The organism is Christiangramia portivictoriae DSM 23547 (assembly GCF_000423045.1).
GTDB lineage: Bacteria > Bacteroidota > Bacteroidia > Flavobacteriales > Flavobacteriaceae > Christiangramia > Christiangramia portivictoriae.
In genome coordinates this window covers 528,532-550,798 of sequence record NZ_KE383972.1, presented here as the reverse complement: position 1 = coordinate 550,798, position 22,267 = coordinate 528,532, and the positions used below count along the sequence as shown (strand labels likewise).

The following is a 22,267-nucleotide window of genomic DNA, read 5'->3' as shown; positions in this document are numbered from 1 at the left end:
TTAGACAGCTTTAAAAAAACACTCATGCGCTACGTACTATCTATCTTTCTGGCTTTCAGCATTTCGATACCAATGAATGCACAGTTCCTTGAAAAAATGAAAGATCTTAAAACTTACCAGGGATTTTTCAATTTCCATTATCATGAAGACAAGGACGAAATATACCTGGAAGTGGACAGCCTGGATACACCATTTTTATATACACAGTTTTTGACTACCGGTGTGGGATCAAATGATATTGGGCTTGACAGGGGACAGCTGGGAAATACAAAGATTCTCGAATTCAGAAAAGCCGGGAATAAGCTTCTGTTAATTGAACCTAATCAAAAATATCGCGCGATCACCTCCAATGAGGCAGAAAGAAGTAGTGTGAAAGAAGCTTTTGCAGAGTCGGTCATTTTTGGTTTTGAAATTAAAGAAACCAATGGGAACAAATATATAATCGATCTTACATCATTTCTAATGGAAGATGCTCACGGTGTAAGCGAAAAGCTGAAGAGAGGCAAGTTTGGTTCCTATAATCTGGATAAATCCAAAAGTGCCCTTGGTCTGGACAGAACGAAGGCTTATCCAGAGAACGTGGAATTTGAAGCGCTTCTAACCTTTTCGGGAACATCTACAGGAAGAACCATTAATTCGGTAGTACCAGATGCAAAAAACATTACAGTAAGACAGCATCATTCTTTTGTAAAGTTGCCAGACGATCATTATAAAAAAAGGCCATTTGATCCAAGAAGTGGTGCGATATTCATCTCCTACCAGGACTATGCAAGTCCGGTTCACGAACCTATTACCAAACGCTACGCAATAAGACACAGGCTGGAAAAAAAGACGCCAGATTCATTAGTAAGCGAGGTGGTTGAGCCTATTATTTATTACCTGGATCCGGGTACACCTGAACCTGTTCGTTCTGCTTTACTGGAAGGTGCTTCCTGGTGGAACGAGGCTTACGAAGCCATTGGTTATAAAAACGCGTTCCAGGTCAAAATGTTACCAGAATTTGCAGATCCTCTTGATTCCAGATATAATGTGATCCAGTGGGTGCACAGGTCTACCAGGGGCTGGAGCTATGGTGCAAGCGTTGTAGATCCAAGAACCGGAGAGATCATTAAAGGCCATGTTAGTTTGGGTAGTTTAAGAATTCGACAGGACTTTATGATCGCGCAGGCGCTTCTCAATAAACCTTTTGCAGCATCTGATGAAAATATTAAACCCATGATGGATCTGGCGCTGGCGAGAATCCGACAATTATCTGCCCATGAAGTTGGACACACTTTGGGATTTGCTCATAATTTTGCAGCAAGTACCAAAGACAGAGCCTCTGTGATGGATTATCCTCATCCACAATTTAGTTTAAAGAACGGACAGATTTCTGCTGAAGATGCCTATGATACCGGTATAGGAGCATGGGACATGGTCACCGTTCAATATAGTTATGGTGATATTCCGAAGGGTGAGAACGAAAGTGAATATTTAAATGAAACTCTTGAAGAAGCTCAAAGAAACGGACTCCTATTCATTTCTGATAGCGATGCCAGGGCTGCGGGCGGTGCCAACGCCCAGGCTCATTTGTGGGATAATGGGGAAAATGCAGTTGATGAACTTAAGGATGTTTTGAAAATACGGAAACAGGCTATCAAAAACTTCTCTATTGATAATATAAGGACTGGAGAGCCACTAACAGTACTTGAGGACGTATTTGTGCCTTTGTATTTTTTCCATCGGTATCAAACGGAAGCTGCAGTTAAACTTGTTGGCGGACTCGAATACGATTATGCAGTGAAAGGAGCCGGCAATCTGAATGTTAAAATCCTGGATGCCGATCTTCAGAAGAAAGCAATAGACGGAGTTTTAAATACTTTGAAGGCAGAAGAAATTGCGATCCCGCAGGATAAACTTCAGCTTTTTCCACCCAGAGCATTTGGATATGGTCGCGATCGGGAAAGTTTTAAAAGCAATACCGATGTTGCGTTTGATATCTTTGGAGCACCGGCGACCGCAGCAGCAATGACCATGCAATTCCTGTTGCATCCGGCCAGAGCTGAAAGGTTGATTCAGCAAAAAGCAGTAGATGATAAGAATCCAGGGCTGGAGTATTTGCTTCGGGAAATCCTTAGCAGTACGATTAAAACAGACTATAATGATGAATACCTTGATAAGGTGCAGCAAACAGTAAATTTCGTAGTTTTTGAACATCTGCTCAATCTCGCAGCCAATGATAGATCCACGAGCCTGGTGAAGTCCATTACAAATGCTGAAATTGATGCTCTACAACAATGGCTTCGGAAGAACAACAATGCGGTTAACAGGGAAATGCTGAGAAATATTGAAGAATTCAGGGAACATCCAGATCAATTTCAGTTAGAACTGAATATTCCGAAGATACCCGATGGATCGCCGATTGGTAACTAAATGTTTTATTCAGGCGTAATTAGGATTGGCAGGAGATTTTAAGTTTTTAACTTAGCGAGCAGTAAAAACGATGCAATGAAAGAAATAGACCTAAGAAGTGATACGGTGACCAGACCAACGAAAGGAATGATGGAGGCGATGATGAATGCTGAAGTTGGCGATGATGTATATAAAGAAGATCCAACGATTAACGCTCTGGAGAAAAAGTTAGCTGATATGTTCGGGATGGATGAAGCCTTATTTTTTCCTACCGGAAGTATGGCGAACCAGGCAGCAATCAAATTGCATACACAACCCGGGGAACAGCTCATCTGTGATAAATGGGCTCATGTTTTTAATTATGAAGGCGGTGGTGTTTCCTTTAATAGCGGGGTTTCCTGTAAACTGGTAGATGGCGATCGAGGGATGATTACCGCTGCTCAGGTAGAAGAGAACATTAATGCTCCAGATTTTTATCATAGTCCGCTAACCAGCCTCGTTTGTCTTGAGAATACAACGAACAAGGGCGGGGGAGCCTGCTATGAGCTTGAAACCATTCAGGAGATTCGAAAAGTCTGTGATCAACATGATCTGGGCTTACACTTGGATGGCGCCAGGTTGTTCAATGCCTTTGCAGAAAAAGAGTATACTCCTAAAGACTTCGGAAAAGTATTCGACACCATTTCGGTTTGTCTATCGAAAGGTTTGGGTACTCCTATGGGTTCAGTGCTTATAGGAAAGAAATCTTTGATGAAAAATGCCATTAGAGTAAGAAAAGTGCTTGGAGGTGGAATGCGCCAGGTAGGATTCATGGCCGCAGCGGGAATTTATGCCCTGGATCATCATCTCGAACAGTTGAAAAAAGATAATGAGCGTGCAGCAGAACTTTCAGCAGTTTTAAAAAAACAGGCATATGTGAAAAGCCTGGAACCAACAGAAACCAATATTATTATATTTTATCTTCAGGATGATGTTAAGGAATTAGAGTTCATGCATAAGCTCGAGGAGAAAAATATAAGAATTAGTAACATGGGGCAGGGAAAACTGAGGATTGTAACTCATCTCGATTATACTGAAGAGATGCACCATTATTTCATTGATACTTTGGAAAAATTACGATTCTAGAGTTTATTAACTAAATATTAGCAGGGCTTTATCACAGAAGAATTTGACTTTCTTTTAATTTTCAAAAAAATAGAAAGCAATGAAAAATTTAAGACCAAGACAGGCGGTTCCCGAACTTATAGTAAAAACTACTAACGGTATGGACTGGAACCTTCGAGATAGCCAACCTGAGAATTTCACCATGGTCATTTTTTACAGGGGTATACATTGCCCGGTTTGTAAAAAATACCTGGAGGAGTTAAATACGATGGTGAACGATTTTAAGGATAAAGGAGTGAATATTATTTGTGTAAGTTCCAATACTAAGGAGTTAGCTGAAAAAACTGTGGAAGAATGGGATGTTGACAACCTTACCATAGGTCATAGTTTTGATGTGGAAGACGGTAGAAAATGGGATCTTTATATTTCTGAAGGGATCAAAGATTCTGAACCTTCAGAATTTGTAGAGCCGGCACTATTCCTGATTAGACCTGACAGCACGCTGTATTCTGCGAGTATACAATCTATGCCTTTCGCAAGGCCACAATTTGTGGATCTTATCAAGTCGATCTCTTTTGTGAATAAAGAAGATTATCCTGCCAGAGGAGAGGCATAAAACTTGAAAAGCAACAAAAAAAAGCGGGCATTGCCCGCTTTTATTATTTGAACATGTCCATTCCAGGAATGTCTGGCATTCCGTCTTTCGCTGCAGAACCAATTTCAGCTTCATTGATTTCTGTAGCTTTTTTAATCGCTTTGTTCATTGTAAGAACAAGGTAGTCTTCCAACTGCTCTTTATCCTGTAGCAATTGCTCATCTACACTAATATTTTTCACTTCACGATTTGCGGTGATGGTCACCTTTAGCAGTCCATCTGCAGATTGTTCATCTATTAATACCGTATCGAGTCTTTTCTTGGTTTGTTCTACTTTTTCCTGGGCTTCTTTCAGCTTATTCATCATGCCCATCATATCTCCAAACATATCTATTTCGTTTTAAAATTGGTAAGCTCAAAATTACTAAATTCAGCTTTGAAATCTGTCATTATGAAAAGACTATTCTTTATTCTGTTAGGATGCATTACATTTGCAGGCGCTCAAAATAACAATGATTTGGAAAAGAAATTACAGGCTCCAATCGCCAAAAAGGTTGAGAAAAGATTAGAGAAGCATGGCGATGTGCGTATCGATAATTATTTCTGGATGAATCAGCGGGAAGACCAGGAAGTTCTGGATTATTTAAATGCTGAAAACAGCTATAATGATCAAATGACTTCCCATACCAAAGAATTTCAGGAGAAATTATTTTTGGAGATGAAGGGCCGCATCAAGGAAGATGATGAGTCAGTTCCTTATAAGCTCAATGGATACTGGTATATCACCAGGTTCGAGAAGGGATATGATTACCCGATATATAGTCGGAAAAAAGGAACTCTCGAGGCAGATGAAGAAGTGATGTTCAACGTCAATGACATGGCGAAGGAATTCGAATACTATAGTCTTGGAGGTCTAAATGTCTCGCCAGACAATACGATGGTGGCATTTGGAACCGACACGGTAAGCAGGAGACAGTATACCATCAGGATCAAAAACCTGGAGACCGGTGAGATATATGATGAAAACATTGAAAATACTACAGGTGGTTCTACCTGGGCGAACGATAATAAAACGCTCTATTATACCAAAAAGGATCCTCAAACTTTAAGATCTTTCAGAATATATAAGCACATTCTGGGAACCGATCCTGAAACCGATGAGCTTATTTATGAAGAGGAGGACGAAACATTCAATTCCTATGTTTACAAATCCAAATCCAGGGAATTTATCATTATAGGTTCTCATAGTACCTTGACTACCGAGTATCGTATTCTTGATGCTAATACGCCAGATCAAGAATTTAAAGTTTTCCAGCCTCGTGAGCGAGGACTTGAATATAGCATTGCACATTACAAGGACCACTTTTATATAGTAACCAATAAGGATGATGCCACCAACTTCAAATTGATGAAGACTTCGCTAGCTCAAACAGAAAAAGAGCACTGGGAAGATGTGATCCCTCATCGAAAGGATTTTTTATTGGAGGATATAGATATCTTTCAGAAATACCTTGTGGTAAGTGAAAGAACAAATGGTCTCAACAAAATAAGGATTATTGAATGGGAAGGAAATAAAGAATACTATATTCCTTTTGATAATGAGACTTATACAGCTTACACGTCCATAAATCCAGATTTTGATACAGATTTGTTGAGGTATACCTATAATAGTCTAACTACTCCAACTTCAGTCGTGGAATATAACATGAAGAACGGAGACAAGAAAGTTTTAAAAGAACAGGAAGTACTGGGTGGTAAATTTGATAAGAATAATTATACTTCCGAACGTATTTGGGCTACCGCTAAAGATGGAACAAGTATTCCCGTCTCTCTGGTATACAAGAAAGGACTTCAGAAGGATCAAAAAAATCCTCTTTTACAATATGCTTACGGCTCTTACGGCTCTACGATAGATCCATATTTCTCCACCGTACGGCTCAGTTTGCTGGATCGCGGATTTATTTATGCCATTGCACATATTCGTGGTGGTGAATATCTGGGAAGGGAATGGTATGAGAATGGAAAACTTTTTCAGAAGAAAAATACGTTTACAGATTTTATAGATGTTTCTGAATTTCTCATACAGGAGAATTACACTTCTTCGAATCATTTGTACGCGATGGGTGGTTCAGCCGGAGGTTTACTAATGGGGGCCGTCGTGAACATGGCTCCAAACCTATATAACGGGGTAATAGCCGCCGTACCGTTTGTAGATGTTATTACCACGATGCTGGATGATAGCATTCCACTTACTACGGGCGAATATGATGAGTGGGGTAATCCTAATGAAAAATCTTATTATGATTATATGAAATCATACTCTCCTTATGATAACGTGGTGGCGCAGGATTATCCAAATATGCTGGTTACTACAGGTTTGCATGATAGCCAGGTGCAATACTGGGAACCTGCTAAATGGGTTGCCAAACTCAGGGAGTTGAAGACAGACAGGAACATTTTGCTATTACATACCAATATGGATGCCGGCCATGGTGGTGCTTCGGGAAGGTTTGAAGCTTTAAAGGAAGTAGCTGAAGAGTACGCATTTTTACTGGATCTTGAAGGGATTAAGGAGTAATTAAAAAATTTGGCTTAAATTTGTCGATTAGTAAAATGTGTGAGAACGCGTTTTATTTAAAGATCATTTTATGAGAGAAGATTTGCATGTTTACGATAACGTATTGCAACTAGTTGGAAACACCCCGTTGATCAACTTAAATAAAATCACTAAAGATTTCCCCGGAAAGTACTCCGCTAAGATAGAAGCTTTTAATCCAGGCCATTCTTCGAAGGATAGGATCGCTTTATATATTATTGAAGAAGCCGAAAGAAAAGGAATCTTGAAACCCGGTGATACTATCATTGAAACTACTTCAGGAAATACAGGTTTTAGTATTGCCATGGTAAGTTGCATAAAAGGTTACGATTGTATCCTTGCTGTAAGTTCAAAGTCATCTAAAGACAAGATCGATATGCTGAAGACCATGGGTGCGAAGGTTCATGTTTGCCCGGCAAACGTTCCTGCAGATGACCCGCGGTCTTATTACGAAGTAGCGAAAAGACTTCATTCTGAAATTAAAGGTTCTGTTTATATCAATCAGTACTTTAATGAACTGAATATAGATGCTCATTTTAATTCTACAGGGCCAGAGATTTGGAAACAAACCGAAGGAACTATTACGCACCTTGTGGCTTGTAGCGGTACCGGTGGTACTATCTCTGGAACCGCAAGATTTTTGAAGTCTCAAAATCCGGATATTAAAATCCTCGGAATTGACGCATTTGGCTCCGTTCTTAAAAAGTATCACGAAACCAAAGAGTTCGATAAAGATGAGATCTATCCATACAGAATAGAAGGACTTGGTAAAAATCTTATTCCATCTGCTACAGATTTTGATAAGATCGATAAATTTATGAAGGTTAGTGACGAAGATGCAGCACATACTGCCAGAGAACTTGCCAGGACTGAAGGTCTGTTCGTAGGTTATACAAGTGGAGCTGCCATGCAGGGATTAAAACAATATCAGGAAGAAGGAGAGTTTAATGCAAACTCCAATGTAGTTCTGATCTTTCCAGATCATGGTTCCAGGTATATGAGTAAGATCTATAGCGATGACTGGATGAATGAGCAGGGTTTTCTCGATACTCAGAAGGATTCAAAATCTCAATCCATAGAGATCATCAAATAAAAGATTAACAATTATTAACAAAAAGCATCCTGTTCTTTGCAGGATGCTTCTGTTTTTATTAGATTTCGATGTTAATAATTTACCTTGTAAAATTGGGCCAATTTTCAGTATTTTTGCGGCTCGTCTAAAAAATGACCGATGAAGGATTTATTTGATAAGATTTATAAAGATAAAGGACCGTTAGGAAAATGGGCGGAGCAGGCAGAAGGATATTTTGTATTTCCTAAACTGGAAGGGCCTATTTCCAATAGAATGAAGTTTCGAGGTAAGAATGTAATTACCTGGAGTATTAACGATTACCTTGGTCTTGCCAATCATCCTGAAGTTCGTAAAGTAGATGCCCAGGCAGCTGCAGATTATGGATCGGCGTACCCAATGGGAGCCAGAATGATGAGTGGTCATACAGATCTTCACGAAAAGTTGCAGGATGAACTTGCATCTTTTGTTAACAAACAGGCCGCTTACCTGTTGAACTTTGGATACCAGGGAATGGTTTCTACCATAGATGCTTTGGTATCAAAGCAGGATGTTATCGTTTATGATGTAGATGCTCACGCATGTATCATAGACGGGGTTCGTTTACATCTTGGACAGCGATTCACCTATAAGCATAACGATATGGAAAGTATCGAGAAGAACCTGCAGCGCGCAACCAAGATCGCTGAGCAAACTGGTGGTGGTATATTGCTTATTTCTGAAGGTGTTTTTGGAATGCGAGGTGAGCAGGGTAAACTGAAGGAAATCGTTGAACTGAAGAAGAAATACAATTTTAGACTTTTCGTAGATGACGCCCATGGTTTCGGGACGCTTGGAAAAACCGGAGCCGGAGCAGGTGAGGAGCAGGGTGTGCAGGATGATATTGATGTATATTTTGCAACTTTTGCTAAGTCTTTAGCAAGTACTGGTGCATTTATCGCTGGTGATAAAGAAATTATCGATTATCTAAAATATAACCTTAGGTCTCAAATGTTTGCTAAATCACTGCAAATGCAGCTGGTTGTAGGTGCCTTAAAGCGTCTGGATATGCTTAGAACCATGCCTGAGCTTAAAGAGAAACTTTGGGAGAATGTAAATGCCTTGCAAAATGGATTGAAGGATAACGGCTTTGATATAGGAACTACTCAAAGTTGTGTAACGCCGGTGTATCTTAAAGGAAGCATTCCGGAGGCAATGGCGCTTGTAAAAGATTTACGTGAGAATCATGGGATATTCTGTTCAATTGTGGTTTATCCAGTGATTCCTAAAGGTCTTATTCTTTTAAGAATGATTCCAACAGCTACGCACACTTTGCAAGATGTAGAAGAAACACTTACAGCTTTTTCCGCGATTAGAGAAAGACTTGAGAATGGAACTTATAAAAGACTTTCTGCTTCAGTAGAAGCCGCAATGTCCAACAAATAAGCTCCCAGTAAGCATATAATTAACAATAAAGGCCGGTAACTCCGGCCTTTATTATTTATTGATCATTTTCTTCTGAATCTTCTTCGGCTTCCCGGCTTAGTTTCTTGCTTCTGGCACGGCGCTTATTGCCTTCATTAGACTCCTCCAGGTATTCATCAACTTTATGAAGATCCAATCTGTAGGAAACTCCTAGGGCAACCTGCCAACGGGAGGGGGTATTCTTAAAATTGACTAGTCCGCTAACATCAAATTGCAAATTATCGCCTACAAGATAAGCACCACCGCCACGCAGAAGATCATCTGCATATAGGTCGCTTTTAATTCCTTGGTATTCTCCAAAGATCGCAAAGTTAGGAGTGACCGTATGAGTTACAGTTGCAATTCCATTATAGCTTCTGTATTCTTCAGTTAATTTATCGGCAATAATGTTCATCACCAATACCCACCGACCCCAATTGTTTTGCGTGATAAGAGCTACCTTCGGGCTAAATTTATTCTCTCCTTCGAACAGGTAAGGATTGTCACCAAACGCAAAGTTCGCCCCGGCGTAGATCGAAACTGCAGGGATCAGGGTTTTCCATTTGAATTTTCTGTTTGCGTACCAGCTTCGAATGTTTGGTTTCTCCTCTTCCATATTCTTATATGGATCGTAGAATAAATATTTAAGACCAAGCGTATTGGATTTGAAATTTCTTCCTGAAGTTTCTACTGTATTGCCAAGAAAATTCCGAACAATATCCTGATTCTCGAACGCACCGGTAAGATTGATCTCCAGGTTTTCCATTAGCAACCCATAACGAAGTTGATAATCCACACCCCAGATATCGATGTCTGCTCCAAGACCCTCGTGCATATCATTCCCGAGATAGAAGCCAGATTCGAGCTGTATTACATTGGTTCCTACTGAAAAAGCACCCTGAGACTGTCCCGGGCGATTGGAGTTTATGGTTTCAGTATATTGTGCCTGAACACTGAAGCCTGCTAGTAGAAAAAACAGGCTGTAGATGCATGTAGTGCGCATAACTTGCGGGGTTAATTGTATCAAAGATATAAGTTTTATTATAATTTTATTGATGAAGCGGCTTTCAATCTGAACGCTAATTTTTACTTTTGTCAAAAGCATTAGAATGTTAGAAGCATCCTTATCTGGAGTATTGAAATTTGTTCTCGTTGTACTACTTATATATTTCGGATTTAAAATAATCATTCGATTTTTTGGCCCTATGATTCTGAAATATTTCATGCGGAAAATGGGCAGAAAGTTCGAACAACAATTCGGACAACAGTTCGGTCAGCAATTTGGCGGCACGACTTCAAAAAGATCGAGCTCAAAGTCTACAACTATTGGTAAGAAACCTAAAGTTACATCTAATAAGGATAAAAAAGTAGGGGAATATATCGATTACGAAGAAATTGATTAATTTCGAGACTCAGCAGGTTATCGAACTTGCTCTTAAAATTTTCAGTTTTAAAACACTTGTGAATGCCCGATATTAAGAAATTCATACCACACCTGCTAGTTCTGGCAGGATTTGTTGTTTTATCCCTTTTCTACTTTCATCCTGTTTTGCAGGGAAAAGAAATCTATCAAAGCGATATCATTCAGTATATCGGGATGGCAAAAGAGCAGACAGACTTCAGGGAAAAAACGGGTGAAGAGCCTTACTGGACAGACGCTGCCTTTGGTGGAATGCCAACCTTTCAGCTTGGGGCATACTATCCTCATAACTACATCAAAAAGCTGGATTCTGTTTTAAGATTTTTACCGAGACCAGCAGATTATCTATTTCTGTATTTTATTGGCTTTTATATTTTACTTCTTTGTCTAAAAGTAGATTATCGGGTAGCTTTTGTTGGTTCTCTTGCATTTGGTTTTTCCACCTATCTCATCATAATACTGGGAATAGGACACAATGCAAAGGCTCATGCCATTGCCTATATGCCTGTAGTTCTTGCAGGGATCATTTCCATCTTTCGAAATCGGAATGTCTGGGGATTTTTACTATTAAGCATAGGAATGGCTCTTGAGATTCAGGCAAACCATTACCAAATGACCTATTACCTATTGCTTCTGGTCATAGTTCTTGGTATCGTGTACTTTATAGATGCTTTTAAAAAGGCCTGGATCGCGAATTATTTCAAATCGCTTGGAGTTATGGTGCTTGCCGTGATTCTCGCACTGGCCATGAACGCTACAAGCCTGCTGGCTACGAGCGAATACGCAAATTACAGCACCAGAGGAGAGTCTGATTTAAATATTACACCTGATGGGTCTTCTAAACCAGAATCGGGTCTTAGTTACGATTATATTACTGAATATAGCTACGGGATATTTGAGAGCTTTAATTTGATGGTTCCAAGATTGCTTGGAGGCGGGAGTTCAGAAAATATTGGAAACGATTCCAATTTATATGAAGCCATTCTAAAGCTCGGTGCTGCCCCGGCCCAGGCCGGTGATTTCGTGAAATCTGCACCAACGTACTGGGGAGATCAGCCTTTTGTAGGTGCACCTGCTTATATTGGAGCAAGTGTGATTTTTTTGTTCATATTTGCGTTATTTCTTATCAAAGGCAAACTTAAATGGTGGGTCGCTGGAGGTAGTATTCTCGCATTGATCCTTAGTTGGGGAAAAAACTGGTTTGGCGGATCCAATCCCGTGACCAGCGCTTTTATAGACTTTGTGCCATTATATGATAAATTTCGTGCGGTTTCATCAATACAGGTATTGCTTGAATTATGTTTACCACTTCTGGCGATCGTAGGGCTTCATAAATTGTTATCCATGAAAATATCATTTGAAGCTAAGTTGAATGCCCTTAAATATTCTGGTTTTATTTCCGGAGGACTGTTGATACTATTTTTACTGCTAAGTTCGGTATTCGATTTTGCGGGTGCTAATGACTCTTTGTACAGGGAGCAATTTGGAATGGACTTTATCAACGCTTTGAAAGAAGATCGAAAAGACATTTTCTTTAATGATGTCATGAGATCTTTGCTATTTATTGGTATAGCAGTCGGTTTGATCTGGGCCTATTTGAAAGATAAAATACAGTCAAATTTACTAATTGCAGGTTTTGCAATTCTATTCCTTGTAGACTTAATAGGAGTAGACAGACGCTATGTGAACAGTAATGACTTTGTACAATCCAGGAAAATAGACCAGCCATACGAGCGGTATGAAGCAGATGATCAGATCATGCAGGATACAACCCATTACCGGGTTTTCGACCTTTCCGGAAGTCCGTTTAATACGGGTAGAACTTCCTATTATCATAATGCTTTAGGTGGATACCATGCCGCAAAACCTGGCCGGATTCAGGATCTTTTTGACTTCTATATCGCAAAGAATGACATGGAGATTTTAAGCATGCTTCATGTGAAATACTTTATAGTTCCTACGGAGAACGGTGTGCAGGCGCAGCAAAATCCTGAAGCTTTCGGGAATGCCTGGGCGGTCGAGGCGATCAAATGGGTGAACACACAGAATGAAGAGATTCTCATGTTAAAGAACGTCAACCTGCGAAATACGGCGGTTGTTAATACCGAGTTTAGAGATCTTGTAAGTAACGAATTTGTATATAGCTCTGATACTAAAATTGACCTGGTGTCACAGCAGCCGAATGAATTAAAGTATTCGTACGAGTCTGATTCTGCTCAGTTTATTGTATTCTCTGAAAACTATTATCAACCTGGATGGCAGGCATATATTGATGGTAAAGAAGTAGAACATATACAGGCAAATTACACTTTACGAGCTATGAACGTTCCAGCAGGCACACATGAGATAACCTTCAAATTTGAACCTGCGGTTGTCAAGACAGGAAGTACCATTGCGCTCGTTAGTTCTGTATTGTTTGGATTGGTACTTCTGGGTGGTATTGGCTACGAGTTCAAAAATCGTAATCGAATTTAAATCTTTGAATGAAAAAGGCTCTTATTGTTACTTATTATTGGCCACCTGCCGGAGGACCGGGAGTTCAGCGCTGGTTGAAATTCGTAACCTATCTAAGAGAATTTAATATTGAACCGGTAGTATACATTCCTGAAAATCCCAGTTATCCCCTGGCAGATGAAAGTCTTGTTGCTGAAGTTCCTCAGGAATTACAAATTATAAAACAGCCAATTTTTGAGCCCTATAGATTTGCAGAGATATTTTCGAAAGCAGATTCTAAAACAATTAGCTCCGGGATTATAGCCAAAGAGCAGGAGCAAAGCGCTCTGCAAAAATTAATGATATATATACGCGGGAACTTCTTTATTCCGGATGCCAGAAAATTCTGGATCAAACCTTCCGTTGCTTTTCTAAACTCCATACTGGGGAAAGAGGATTTTGATGTACTTATAACAACCGGGCCGCCTCATAGTTTACATTTAATAGGACTCGAACTTCAGAAACAAACAGGTGTAAAATGGATTGCCGACTTTAGAGACCCCTGGACTGAAATTGGTTACCACAAAAAACTGAAGCTTACAAAAGCTAGCAGACAAAAGCATCTCAACCTGGAACATGATGTACTAAACAAAGCAGATCTGTTAATTACTACCAGCCAGACCACCAAAGCAGAATTTGAGTCAAAAACCAATAGACCTGTTCACGTAATCACCAACGGTTTCGATCAATTGCCGGAAGTATCATACACTTCAGAAGATTTTGAGATTTCCCATATCGGATCGTTGCTTGCAGGAAGAAGTCCAGAAGTTTTGTGGAAGGCTATAGCTGAAATTGCGAAGGAAAATTCAGATTTCAGAAATAAGCTTAAGATACGATTGGCTGGAAAAATTAGTTCAGAAGTGAAAAGAACTATTGAAGATCTGGGATTACAGGAGCATCTCCAAATTGAAGGTTACGTAACTCATAAAGAAGCTTTAAGAATGCAAAACCAGGCTTCGATTCTATTACTTTTAGAGATAGACAGCATGGAAACCAGGGGTATCATTCCGGGTAAGGTCTTCGAATATTTTGCATCCAAACGACCAATTCTGGCCATAGGTCCTAAAAACTGGGAAGCGGGCAACATGGTGCGGGATACCCAAAGCGGAAATTACTTTTTATTCAGTGATAAAATCGAAATTAAATCCTGGATTCTCGATCAATTTAAAAGACAACAAACGTATGGATTGGAGAAATTAAATAGTGATATTTCCAAATTTCATCGTAGGGAACTCACCAGAGACCTGGCAGATCTAATAGAGCGAATCTAATGGGAATAATCATTAATCAGTCCATAAAAAACATGGTGACTACCTACCTCGGTTTTGCCATTGGTGCTGTAAATACGCTCTTTTTGTTCACTTACTTTCTTACCAAGGAATATTATGGCTTAGTAAGTTATCTGCTTTCAGCAGCAAATCTCATCTGGCCTTTTCTCGTATTCGGGGTGCACAGTACTTTAATTAAATTCTTTACCTCATACAAAACCAGGATTGAGCAAGATCGCCTGCTAACATTAATACTGGTACTGCCTGCGATATCTGCCCTGATTATTGGAATATGCGGAGTATTATTTTACTCCGAATTAATGGAATATTTTAAGGGTGAAAACAGTTTGATACAGCCCTATATCTGGTTAATCTTTTTGATCGCTTTTGCCACTGCTTATTTCGAAGTGTTTTTTGCCTGGTCAAAGATTTATTACAAGAGTTCTTTTGGAAATTTTATGAAAGAGGTGTTTCATAGATTTTGTATAAGTGTGCTCCTGCTAATGGTTTATAAGAACTGGATTAGTGTTGCTGCATTTATCTACGCTATCTCTGGTGTTTTCGTGTTCAGAATGCTTGTGATGGCTTTGTATGCCTTCTCTTTGCATCCTCCCAGGATTAGCCTCCAAGCTCCTGAAAATCTTTCCAGATTACTGAAGTACTCCGCATTGATACTAATCGCTGCATCTGTCGCTACCGTATTGCTGGATCTTGATAAGGTAATGATAGAGTATTATATGCCTATCGAAAATGTCGCGATCTATGGAATTGCGGTGTATATCGCGACCGTGATCTCTGTACCGCAAAAGGCAATGCACCAGATCACACACCCAATGACTGCAGAAATGCTGAATAATAAAGACAAAGAAGGTTTAAAAAGTCTCTATCGAAAAAGCTCTCTCAATCTTCTAATTATAAGTGCACTGATTTTTATCTGGATTATTACCAATGTCGAAGCTCTCTATTTATTAATACCCAAACAATATCAGATTTCTGTGCTGGTAGTACTTCTTATATCAGTTGTTAAGCTCTACGACAACCTGTTGGGTAATAACAATAGTATTCTTTTTAACTCAGATTATTACAGGATTGTACTGGGAATAGGAGTTATACTCGTCCTGCTCGCCTTTATTCTGAATTATTTAATGATTCCTGCATTCGGGCTGGAAGGTGCCGCGCTGGCCAGTTTTCTCGCTTTCTTTATATACAATACTTTCAAAATTTTCCTGGTCTATACAAAATTCAGGATTCAGCCTTTCTCAAGGTCCACATGGTACATGTTGTTGCTAACAACTGCTTTAACAGCTATATTTTACTTCATCAATCTTTCAGAAATTCCGTTGCTTGACATCTTTTTGAAAGTTTCGATTTCAGGGATTATATATGCATTGATCATTTATTTCTCTAAAATTTCTTCGGAAATTAATGTGATCATCGATAAACTTCTCAAAATATCATAAACGAGAAAACCCCATCCGCAAGGCAGCATCAGGGGTTTTCTAACTAACCAACCAAAAAATTAAATTATGAACTCGTCATCTATTTTATATTATTCATTTTTCGTGCCGAACTTCTAGTTCTGGAAGAATTATTTTCTCTCTCTTGTACAGAAGGTTTAGACCTGCTTGAAGATCTTGCATTTGTCGATTCAGATCTCTGTCTGGTTGGACGTTGCACCCTTGTATTTCTTTCAGCAGAACGAGCTTTATTCTGAACTTTTGGAGATCTTTCATTCTTCCGGACAGCTGTAGAACGACCGGAATTTTGCACGCTATTATTAGCAGGCCTGGTATCCAATCGTGTGTTTCTATTGATCGATCTGGAATCTGCTTTTTTACTTTCTGAAGAGACACGCCCTCTGGAATTGGTACTTCTTTCAGATCTTGCGCTGTAATCATTAGATCTCTTATTCTTAGTCAAAGTACGATCAATAGTAGGTATCCTATTGCTTCTAGAGTTTCTGGAACGGTTCTCAAAAGCTTTTGATCGGGCAGCTTGTTGCCTGTTCCTAACCAATTGATCACTTTTAGTAGTACGACCTCGATACTGTGCAAGATCACGTTTCTGTTTTACCTGCTTTCCGTAGTGATACTGAGTAACACGCTGGGAAGGTCTGTAAAAGTTCCTTTGACGCTTATTTGTTTTATAATAGTTATTGTAAATCGTCGTGTAATGATTGTAGCTTACACGATGCGGTTGATAATAAGCTCTGTACGGCTGATTAAAAACGATGCTAACATTTACTGAAGGTCTACGATAATACGAATGCCATGGTCTGCGTACATAGTGACGATTATAATTATTGATATAACCAGTACGTCGAATCACCCGTCCAAAATTATTATAATACAATTTCAATGATCCTACGTGGGCGAGCATTCCAAATTGATTATAATTCATTACAACATTCCCGGCCTGGATGATCCTGCCATAATAGTCATAATAAACTGGAACGTTCTCGATCTGGATCACTGCGCCATAATCATCATACTGGATAAAAGGCTCATAATTGTATCCTGAGTTATAACTAATATTTACATTGGGTGTTGAAATACTAACATGATTTCCTCTTCGAAATTCTGGATTATAAAAGAAATCGAATTCTCCATTTGGATAAACAGCGAATTCTACTCCGCCTTCAATAAAGATGAATGAATCATCAAAAAAATTAGGATAAGTAGCTTTTTGAGATATTTCGGAATGCGAGTTTTCAGCGCTAACTGACCATCCCACAAACAGGCAAACGATAAATAGGGTCAGATTTCTCATAGTAGTAGTATTTTAATTAAGAACATTTCTTAACGAAATACAAAGCTCATGCCAAAAGCAAACTGCTAACAATTCAGGTCTTGACTATCAGATAATTTATGGAGCTAAACTACTGGGAAACTATAGGTTGAGTTATTTTAATTTTTCTAGAAGATATGGGGAGGTTACTGAATTTTTATCTCTAGCAACTTCTTCCGGAGTACCAGTGGCAATTAAATAACCACCGTTTTCTCCACCTACAGGTCCCAGATCGATCACATGATCTGCACATTTTACAAGATCCATGTTATGTTCTATTACCACGACTGAATGACCTTTGGAAATGAGTGCATTGAAGGATTTCAACAACTTTTTGATATCATGAAAATGTAAACCTGTAGTTGGTTCGTCAAAAATGAAAAGAGCCTTGCTTTTTGTGGTTCCTTTTACTAAGAAAGATGCCAGTTTGATTCGCTGCGCTTCACCACCAGAAAGAGTAGAAGAGCTTTGTCCCAATTGCACATAACCCAATCCTACATCCTTCAATGGCTTCAATTTTTTGACGATCTTATCCTGATCATGATCTTCAAAAAATGCGGTTGCATCATCGATGGTCATATTCAGTACATCATCGATATTCTTATCGTGAAAGTTTACTTCCAGTACATCCTTTTTAAAACGCTTACCATTACAGGTCTCACACTCCAGGTGGACATCTGCCATAAATTGCATTTCAATGGTCACTTCGCCTTCTCCTTTACAGGTTTCACACCTTCCACCGTCTACATTAAAGGAAAAATGTTTTGGCTGAAATCCGCGTAATTTTGCCAGTCTCTGAGAAGCAAAAAGATTGCGGATATCATCGTATGCTTTAATGTATGTCACCGGATTCGATCTTGAAGATCTACCAATTGGATTTTGATCCACGAACTCGACACTTCCAAGATTTTTAAAATTTCCCTCAATTCCAGAAAACTGACCTGCTTTTTCCCCGTAGCCTCCCAATTCTTTCTGAATGGCGGGATAAAATATCCTTTTAACCAGGGTACTTTTACCACTTCCTGAAACCCCTGTGATGGCCGTAAATACACCTAATGGAATCTGAACGTCTATATTTTTAAGGTTGTTTTCCCTTGCTCCAAGAATTTTGATAAAATTTTTGGAAGTTCTTCTTTTTGCGGGGACTTCAATGGTCTTTTTACCGTTCAGATATTCAGCAGTAAGGGAATTGGACTTGAGAATTTCTTTAAGATTACCCGTAGCAACTACTTGGCCGCCATTGGTTCCAGCTTCCGGTCCAATATCGATAATCTCATCTGCCGCGTTCATGATCTCCTCATCGTGTTCTACTACAATGACCGTGTTCCCAAGATCCCTTAAATGTTGTAGCACCCCAATCAATTTTTCTGTGTCTTTAGGATGTAAACCAATAGAAGGTTCATCAAGAATATACATAGAACCCACGAGACTGCTACCAAGAGATGTAGCCAGGTTGATCCTTTGAGATTCACCACCAGAAAGCGTATTGGATTTACGATTCAAAGTAAGATAGTCAAGACCTACATTGGACAGAAATTGAAGTCGGTTTCTTATCTCCTGAAGTAGTCTTTTGGCAATTGTCTCTTCATATTCATTGAGGTGAAGATCTTCAAAGAATGCCCGAACTTTGTCCAAAGGTTTTTCAACCAGGTCTGTAATATTATGACCATTAATTTTTACATAATGGGCTTCCTGTCGAAGACGTTTCCCTTTACAGGCGGAACATTTTGTTTTTCCACGATACCTGGAAAGCATCACCCGATTCTGAATTTTATACGCTTTACTTTCCAGAAATTCAAAAAACTGGTTCAATCCTTCGAAATATTGATTACCATTCCAGACCAGATCTTTCTGTTCCTCCGTTAGCTCGAAGTATGGTTTATGTACAGGAAAATCGAATTTGTGAGAGTTCTTGATCAATTGATCTTTGTACCAGCTCATACTATCACCTCGCCATGGGAAAATCGCATTTTCATAAATCGACAAACCAGTATTAGGTATCACCAAATCTTCATCGATTCCAATAACATCCCCATAGCCTTCACATTTTGGACAGGCTCCATATGGATTATTGAAGCTGAACAAATGTACATTTGGCTCCAGGAAACTAATGCCGTCCAATTCGAATTTATTGCTGAAGTGTCTTGAGCTGTTATCTGATATTCTCTCTATATACAATTCACCCTTACCTTCAAAAAATGCTGCTTCGACGGCGTCTGCCAGTCGATTAAAAAAATCTTCTTCATCTTTTGTGATAATACGATCTACAACTAGAAATGTGTCATCAATTTTCGCTGAAGTTAGATCGGTCTCATCAATACGTACAACCGAATCACCCGTTTTAATCCTGCTATAGCCCTGTTGAGCCAGCACTTTAATCTTATTTTCCAGTGAACGTCCCTCTTCCAGATGTATAGGAGCGAGCAGAAGTAGTTTCTCACGCTCAGGAAATGCCTTTACATAGTTAATTACATCTGTAACAGTATCCTTTTTGACTTCGTTACCAGAAACTGGAGAATAGGTCCTACCGATTCTGGCAAATAATAATTTTAGATAATCATAAATTTCAGTAGAAGTACCAACCGTGGATCTTGGGTTTGTTGAATTGACTTTTTGTTCAATGGCAATTGCAGGAGCAATCCCTTTGATCGAATCAACTTTAGGCTTGTTCAGTCTTCCCAGGAATTGCCTGGCATAAGAGCTAAGACTTTCCACATAGCGCCGCTGACCTTCCGCGTAAAGTGTATCAAATGCAAGACTGGACTTTCCCGAGCCGGATAGTCCTGTAATTACAACAAGCTTGTTTCTTGGAATAATTGCATTTATGTTCTTAAGGTTGTGCAGTTTTGCACCTTTAATAACAATATTTTTCTTCGGGTCAACATTGGCTATATCTACAGTCATTCTCTCTTTATAAGGCTGCAAAGTTACTCATTATCAAGCGGAGTGGAAAGCTGAGAAAAGCCTATAGTATTGTTAAAATATTAAGCTTTTGTTTGCATTTCTCAAATTTTAGTTGCTATATTTGGTGCATAACCAATATTTATACGCCTATACAACACAGTTACTTTTAAACTCTAAATAACCTAACCTCAGGATCTGTTCCTGAAATTTAAAGTAACTGGTATGAATAACACTAAGGTCACCGATGCCTCACTTGTACGTGATTATCTGGAAGGAAACGAGAACGCACTAGGAACTCTTATTAGTCGTCATCAACAAAGAATTTACAGCTTTATTTATTCAAAGGTCTACGATAAAGATATCTCTGAAGATATTTTTCAGGATACCTTTATAAAAGTTATTCGAACATTGAAGCGCGGTAAATATAACGAAGAAGGTAAATTTCTTCCCTGGGTGATGAGAATTGCACATAATCTTGTAATCGACCATTTCCGAAGAAACAAGAGAATGCCCAAGTTTGACAATAGTGGAGACTTCAATATTTTCTCAGTTCTTAGCGATGGTAACCACAACGCAGAAACTCAGATTATAAAAGAACAGATCGAGTCTGATGTGCAGGAACTAATTAAAGAGCTGCCGGAAGATCAATTGGAAGTGCTAACCATGAGAATTTACAAGGACATGAGTTTTAAGGAAATTTCAGACCGTACAGGTGTAAGCATTAATACGGCTTTGGGTAGAATGCGTTATGCTTTGATCAATCTTCGTAAAATAATCGAGAAACGAAATTTAATCTTAACGAACTAATTTCGCAATAATATGAAGTGAATGTCGTTAATCTATAAATACCAAAAGATAACGACATATGGGGAAACTCTACTTTAAAAAATCTTCGAAAGAAGCAAAAAATGTTCAACCACAACCAGCAAAAGAAACAATAGAGTTTTTACTCAATTATTCTAAAGCTTTGGAAGTCGTTGAATATCGAAACATGAAGTTTGAAACACTTCTCAACTAGTAAGAAACCTGTCATCAAATGGCAGGTTTTATTTTTTTGCCTTTTTGTTGTATTCGGCTATGACGCTTTTTCTTCCTATAGTTTTGGTAATGATATCTTTATCCAGGTTCCAGCCACGTGCCGGTGAATATTGCCTGCCATACCAGATAATTTGCAAATGAAGGCGGTTCCAGAGATCTTCCGGGAATAGTCTTTTTGCATCTTTTTCAGTCTGTACCACATTCTTCCCATTGGTTAAATTCCAGCGATACATGAGTCGGTGAATATGGGTATCCACAGGGAATGCAGGTATATTAAATGCCTGAGCAACTACCACACTGGCGGTTTTGTGACCAACTGCCGGAAGTTCTTCCAAGGCTTCAATGCTCTTTGGGACCTGTCCATCGTACTTATCGAGAAGTATCTGGGAAAGTCCATGAATTCCTTTAGACTTCATGGGCGACAGCCCAACAGGTTTAATGATCTCCCGAATCTCTTCGACGCTTAATTTTACCATTTTTTCAGGTGTATCTGCGATTTCAAATAGCAAAGGTGTGATTTGATTCACCTTTACATCTGTACTTTGTGCTGAAAGCAAAACAGCGATCAATAAGGTGTAGGGATCTTTGTGATCCAGAGGAATTGGAATTTCAGGATAAATTTCATTCAGCGTATCAATAACAAACTGAACCTTTTCCTTTTTGGTCATAAAGCATTATTTTTAAGCAAAAGTAAGAATTATGACAACATTAAAGGCCGGGGACAAGGCACCCGATTTTAAAGCTGAAGATCAGGATGGTAATAACATCGCATTAAGTGATTATAAAGGTAAAAAGCTTGTTTTATTTTTTTACCCGAAGGCTAGTACGCCTGGTTGTACTGCAGAAGCCTGCAATCTAAGTGACAACTATGAAGCGATGAGTGCTAAAGGCTATGATATTCTGGGTGTTAGTGCCGATTCCAAAAAAAGGCAGCAAAACTTCAGAAACAAGTATGAATTTAAATATCCTTTATTGGCCGATGAGGATAAAAAAGTAATCCAGGCTTACGGAGTTTGGGGACCCAAAAAATTTATGGGAAAGGAATATGAAGGTATTCACCGTACTACCTTTATTATTGATGAAAATGGAATAATTGAAGAGGTGATAGAAAAGGTGAAAACCAAGGCTCACGCAGAGCAAATCATGGAATAGTTTATAA

Annotated in this window: 18 protein-coding genes; 13 read left to right on the top strand and 5 right to left on the bottom strand. The window is 39.0% G+C overall.

The features are described from left to right. The first annotated feature begins 24 nt into the window (after nt 1-24). The 3 genes from G529_RS0115125 (at nt 25) to G529_RS0115115 (ending at nt 4,111) form a co-directional block, all read left to right on the top strand. Nucleotides 25-2,412, top strand: coding sequence for a zinc-dependent metalloprotease (locus tag G529_RS0115125; RefSeq protein WP_026916331.1), 2,388 nt, complete (start codon nt 25-27; stop codon nt 2,410-2,412). 75 nt (nt 2,413-2,487) lie between these two features. Beyond that, the gene (locus G529_RS0115120; protein WP_026916330.1) at nt 2,488-3,516 is read left to right on the top strand and encodes a threonine aldolase family protein; all 1,029 of its coding nucleotides are present in this window, start codon (nt 2,488-2,490) and stop codon (nt 3,514-3,516) included. 79 nt (nt 3,517-3,595) lie between these two features. Beyond that, entirely contained in the window at nt 3,596-4,111 is a 516-nt protein-coding gene (locus tag G529_RS0115115; RefSeq protein ID WP_026916329.1) for a redoxin domain-containing protein, read from the top strand. A gap of 43 nt (nt 4,112-4,154) precedes the next feature. On the opposite strand, the gene G529_RS0115110 is transcribed toward G529_RS0115115, so the two are convergent. Further along, complete coding sequence (locus G529_RS0115110) at nt 4,155-4,478, bottom strand: YbaB/EbfC family nucleoid-associated protein (RefSeq protein ID WP_026916328.1); 324 nt, start codon at nt 4,476-4,478, stop codon at nt 4,155-4,157. Between the two features lie 63 nt (nt 4,479-4,541). Here G529_RS0115110 and G529_RS0115105 point away from each other — a divergent pair, with 63 nt between their 5' ends. The 3 genes from G529_RS0115105 (at nt 4,542) to capB (ending at nt 9,180) form a co-directional block, all read left to right on the top strand. Next, entirely contained in the window at nt 4,542-6,668 is a 2,127-nt protein-coding gene (locus G529_RS0115105) for a S9 family peptidase (protein WP_026916327.1), read from the top strand. A gap of 70 nt (nt 6,669-6,738) precedes the next feature. Next, complete coding sequence (gene capA, locus G529_RS0115100) at nt 6,739-7,779, top strand: cysteate synthase (RefSeq protein ID WP_026916326.1); 1,041 nt, start codon at nt 6,739-6,741, stop codon at nt 7,777-7,779. A 138-nt stretch (nt 7,780-7,917) separates the two neighbouring features. Further along, the gene (gene capB / locus G529_RS0115095) at nt 7,918-9,180 is read left to right on the top strand and encodes a cysteate-C-fatty acyltransferase (protein WP_026916325.1); all 1,263 of its coding nucleotides are present in this window, start codon (nt 7,918-7,920) and stop codon (nt 9,178-9,180) included. Nucleotides 9,181-9,235: 55 nt separating this feature from the next. Here capB and G529_RS0115090 read toward each other — a convergent pair whose 3' ends face one another. Then, nucleotides 9,236-10,201, bottom strand: a complete 966-nt coding sequence (locus tag G529_RS0115090) for a transporter (protein ID WP_026916324.1) — start codon at nt 10,199-10,201, stop codon at nt 9,236-9,238. A gap of 106 nt (nt 10,202-10,307) precedes the next feature. Here G529_RS0115090 and G529_RS0115085 point away from each other — a divergent pair, with 106 nt between their 5' ends. From G529_RS0115085 to G529_RS0115070, 4 genes are all read left to right on the top strand, one after another. Then, complete coding sequence (locus G529_RS0115085; protein WP_026916323.1) at nt 10,308-10,601, top strand: DUF4834 family protein; 294 nt, start codon at nt 10,308-10,310, stop codon at nt 10,599-10,601. Between the two features lie 62 nt (nt 10,602-10,663). Then, a complete protein-coding gene (locus G529_RS0115080; RefSeq protein WP_026916322.1) occupies nt 10,664-13,093 on the top strand; it encodes a YfhO family protein in 2,430 nt (809 codons plus the stop codon). Nucleotides 13,094-13,101: 8 nt separating this feature from the next. Beyond that, nucleotides 13,102-14,382: a glycosyltransferase gene (locus G529_RS0115075; protein ID WP_026916321.1), complete on the top strand. Its 1,281-nt coding sequence runs from the start codon at nt 13,102-13,104 to the stop codon at nt 14,380-14,382. After that, complete coding sequence (locus G529_RS0115070) at nt 14,382-15,839, top strand: polysaccharide biosynthesis C-terminal domain-containing protein (RefSeq protein ID WP_026916320.1); 1,458 nt, start codon at nt 14,382-14,384, stop codon at nt 15,837-15,839. Before G529_RS0115075 ends, G529_RS0115070 begins: the two co-directional genes overlap by 1 nt. Before the next feature lie 79 nt (nt 15,840-15,918). On the opposite strand, the gene G529_RS0115065 is transcribed toward G529_RS0115070, so the two are convergent. Both G529_RS0115065 and uvrA read right to left on the bottom strand, forming a co-directional pair. Continuing rightward, the gene (locus tag G529_RS0115065; protein ID WP_026916319.1) at nt 15,919-17,148 is read right to left on the bottom strand and encodes a splicing factor U2AF large subunit; all 1,230 of its coding nucleotides are present in this window, start codon (nt 17,146-17,148) and stop codon (nt 15,919-15,921) included. 132 nt (nt 17,149-17,280) lie between these two features. Continuing rightward, nucleotides 17,281-20,070, bottom strand: a complete 2,790-nt coding sequence (gene uvrA / locus G529_RS0115060; protein WP_026916318.1) for an excinuclease ABC subunit UvrA — start codon at nt 20,068-20,070, stop codon at nt 17,281-17,283. Nucleotides 20,071-20,292: 222 nt separating this feature from the next. On the opposite strand from uvrA, the gene G529_RS0115055 reads away from it, so the two are divergent. Together G529_RS0115055 and G529_RS16630 are read left to right on the top strand one after the other, a co-directional pair. Further along, nucleotides 20,293-20,877, top strand: a complete 585-nt coding sequence (locus G529_RS0115055) for an RNA polymerase sigma factor (RefSeq protein WP_026916317.1) — start codon at nt 20,293-20,295, stop codon at nt 20,875-20,877. A gap of 58 nt (nt 20,878-20,935) precedes the next feature. After that, nucleotides 20,936-21,088 (top strand): hypothetical protein, encoded by a 153-nt coding sequence (locus tag G529_RS16630; protein ID WP_169513798.1) that lies wholly within the window; start codon nt 20,936-20,938, stop codon nt 21,086-21,088. A 28-nt stretch (nt 21,089-21,116) separates the two neighbouring features. On the opposite strand, the gene G529_RS0115045 is transcribed toward G529_RS16630, so the two are convergent. Beyond that, nucleotides 21,117-21,776 (bottom strand): endonuclease III domain-containing protein, encoded by a 660-nt coding sequence (locus tag G529_RS0115045; RefSeq protein ID WP_026916316.1) that lies wholly within the window; start codon nt 21,774-21,776, stop codon nt 21,117-21,119. Between the two features lie 31 nt (nt 21,777-21,807). Between G529_RS0115045 and bcp the strand changes: the two genes are divergently transcribed. Continuing rightward, nucleotides 21,808-22,260: a thioredoxin-dependent thiol peroxidase gene (gene bcp / locus G529_RS0115040; protein ID WP_026916315.1), complete on the top strand. Its 453-nt coding sequence runs from the start codon at nt 21,808-21,810 to the stop codon at nt 22,258-22,260. Nucleotides 22,261-22,267 lie beyond the last annotated feature (7 nt).

Coding starts and splice junctions, on each gene's coding strand:
- G529_RS0115085 (WP_026916323.1), top strand. CDS start 10,308: ATGTTAGAAGCATCCTTATCTGGAGTATTGAAATTTGTTCTCGTTGTA.
- G529_RS0115110 (WP_026916328.1), bottom strand. CDS start 4,478: ATGTTTGGAGATATGATGGGCATGATGAATAAGCTGAAAGAAGCCCAG.
- G529_RS0115070 (WP_026916320.1), top strand. CDS start 14,382: ATGGGAATAATCATTAATCAGTCCATAAAAAACATGGTGACTACCTAC.
- G529_RS0115115 (WP_026916329.1), top strand. CDS start 3,596: ATGAAAAATTTAAGACCAAGACAGGCGGTTCCCGAACTTATAGTAAAA.
- capB (WP_026916325.1), top strand. CDS start 7,918: ATGAAGGATTTATTTGATAAGATTTATAAAGATAAAGGACCGTTAGGA.
- G529_RS0115065 (WP_026916319.1), bottom strand. CDS start 17,148: ATGAGAAATCTGACCCTATTTATCGTTTGCCTGTTTGTGGGATGGTCA.
- capA (WP_026916326.1), top strand. CDS start 6,739: ATGAGAGAAGATTTGCATGTTTACGATAACGTATTGCAACTAGTTGGA.
- G529_RS16630 (WP_169513798.1), top strand. CDS start 20,936: ATGGGGAAACTCTACTTTAAAAAATCTTCGAAAGAAGCAAAAAATGTT.
- G529_RS0115055 (WP_026916317.1), top strand. CDS start 20,293: ATGAATAACACTAAGGTCACCGATGCCTCACTTGTACGTGATTATCTG.
- G529_RS0115125 (WP_026916331.1), top strand. CDS start 25: ATGCGCTACGTACTATCTATCTTTCTGGCTTTCAGCATTTCGATACCA.
- G529_RS0115090 (WP_026916324.1), bottom strand. CDS start 10,201: ATGCGCACTACATGCATCTACAGCCTGTTTTTTCTACTAGCAGGCTTC.
- G529_RS0115075 (WP_026916321.1), top strand. CDS start 13,102: ATGAAAAAGGCTCTTATTGTTACTTATTATTGGCCACCTGCCGGAGGA.
- G529_RS0115105 (WP_026916327.1), top strand. CDS start 4,542: ATGAAAAGACTATTCTTTATTCTGTTAGGATGCATTACATTTGCAGGC.
- G529_RS0115120 (WP_026916330.1), top strand. CDS start 2,488: ATGAAAGAAATAGACCTAAGAAGTGATACGGTGACCAGACCAACGAAA.
- uvrA (WP_026916318.1), bottom strand. CDS start 20,070: ATGACTGTAGATATAGCCAATGTTGACCCGAAGAAAAATATTGTTATT.
- G529_RS0115045 (WP_026916316.1), bottom strand. CDS start 21,776: ATGACCAAAAAGGAAAAGGTTCAGTTTGTTATTGATACGCTGAATGAA.
- G529_RS0115080 (WP_026916322.1), top strand. CDS start 10,664: ATGCCCGATATTAAGAAATTCATACCACACCTGCTAGTTCTGGCAGGA.
- bcp (WP_026916315.1), top strand. CDS start 21,808: ATGACAACATTAAAGGCCGGGGACAAGGCACCCGATTTTAAAGCTGAA.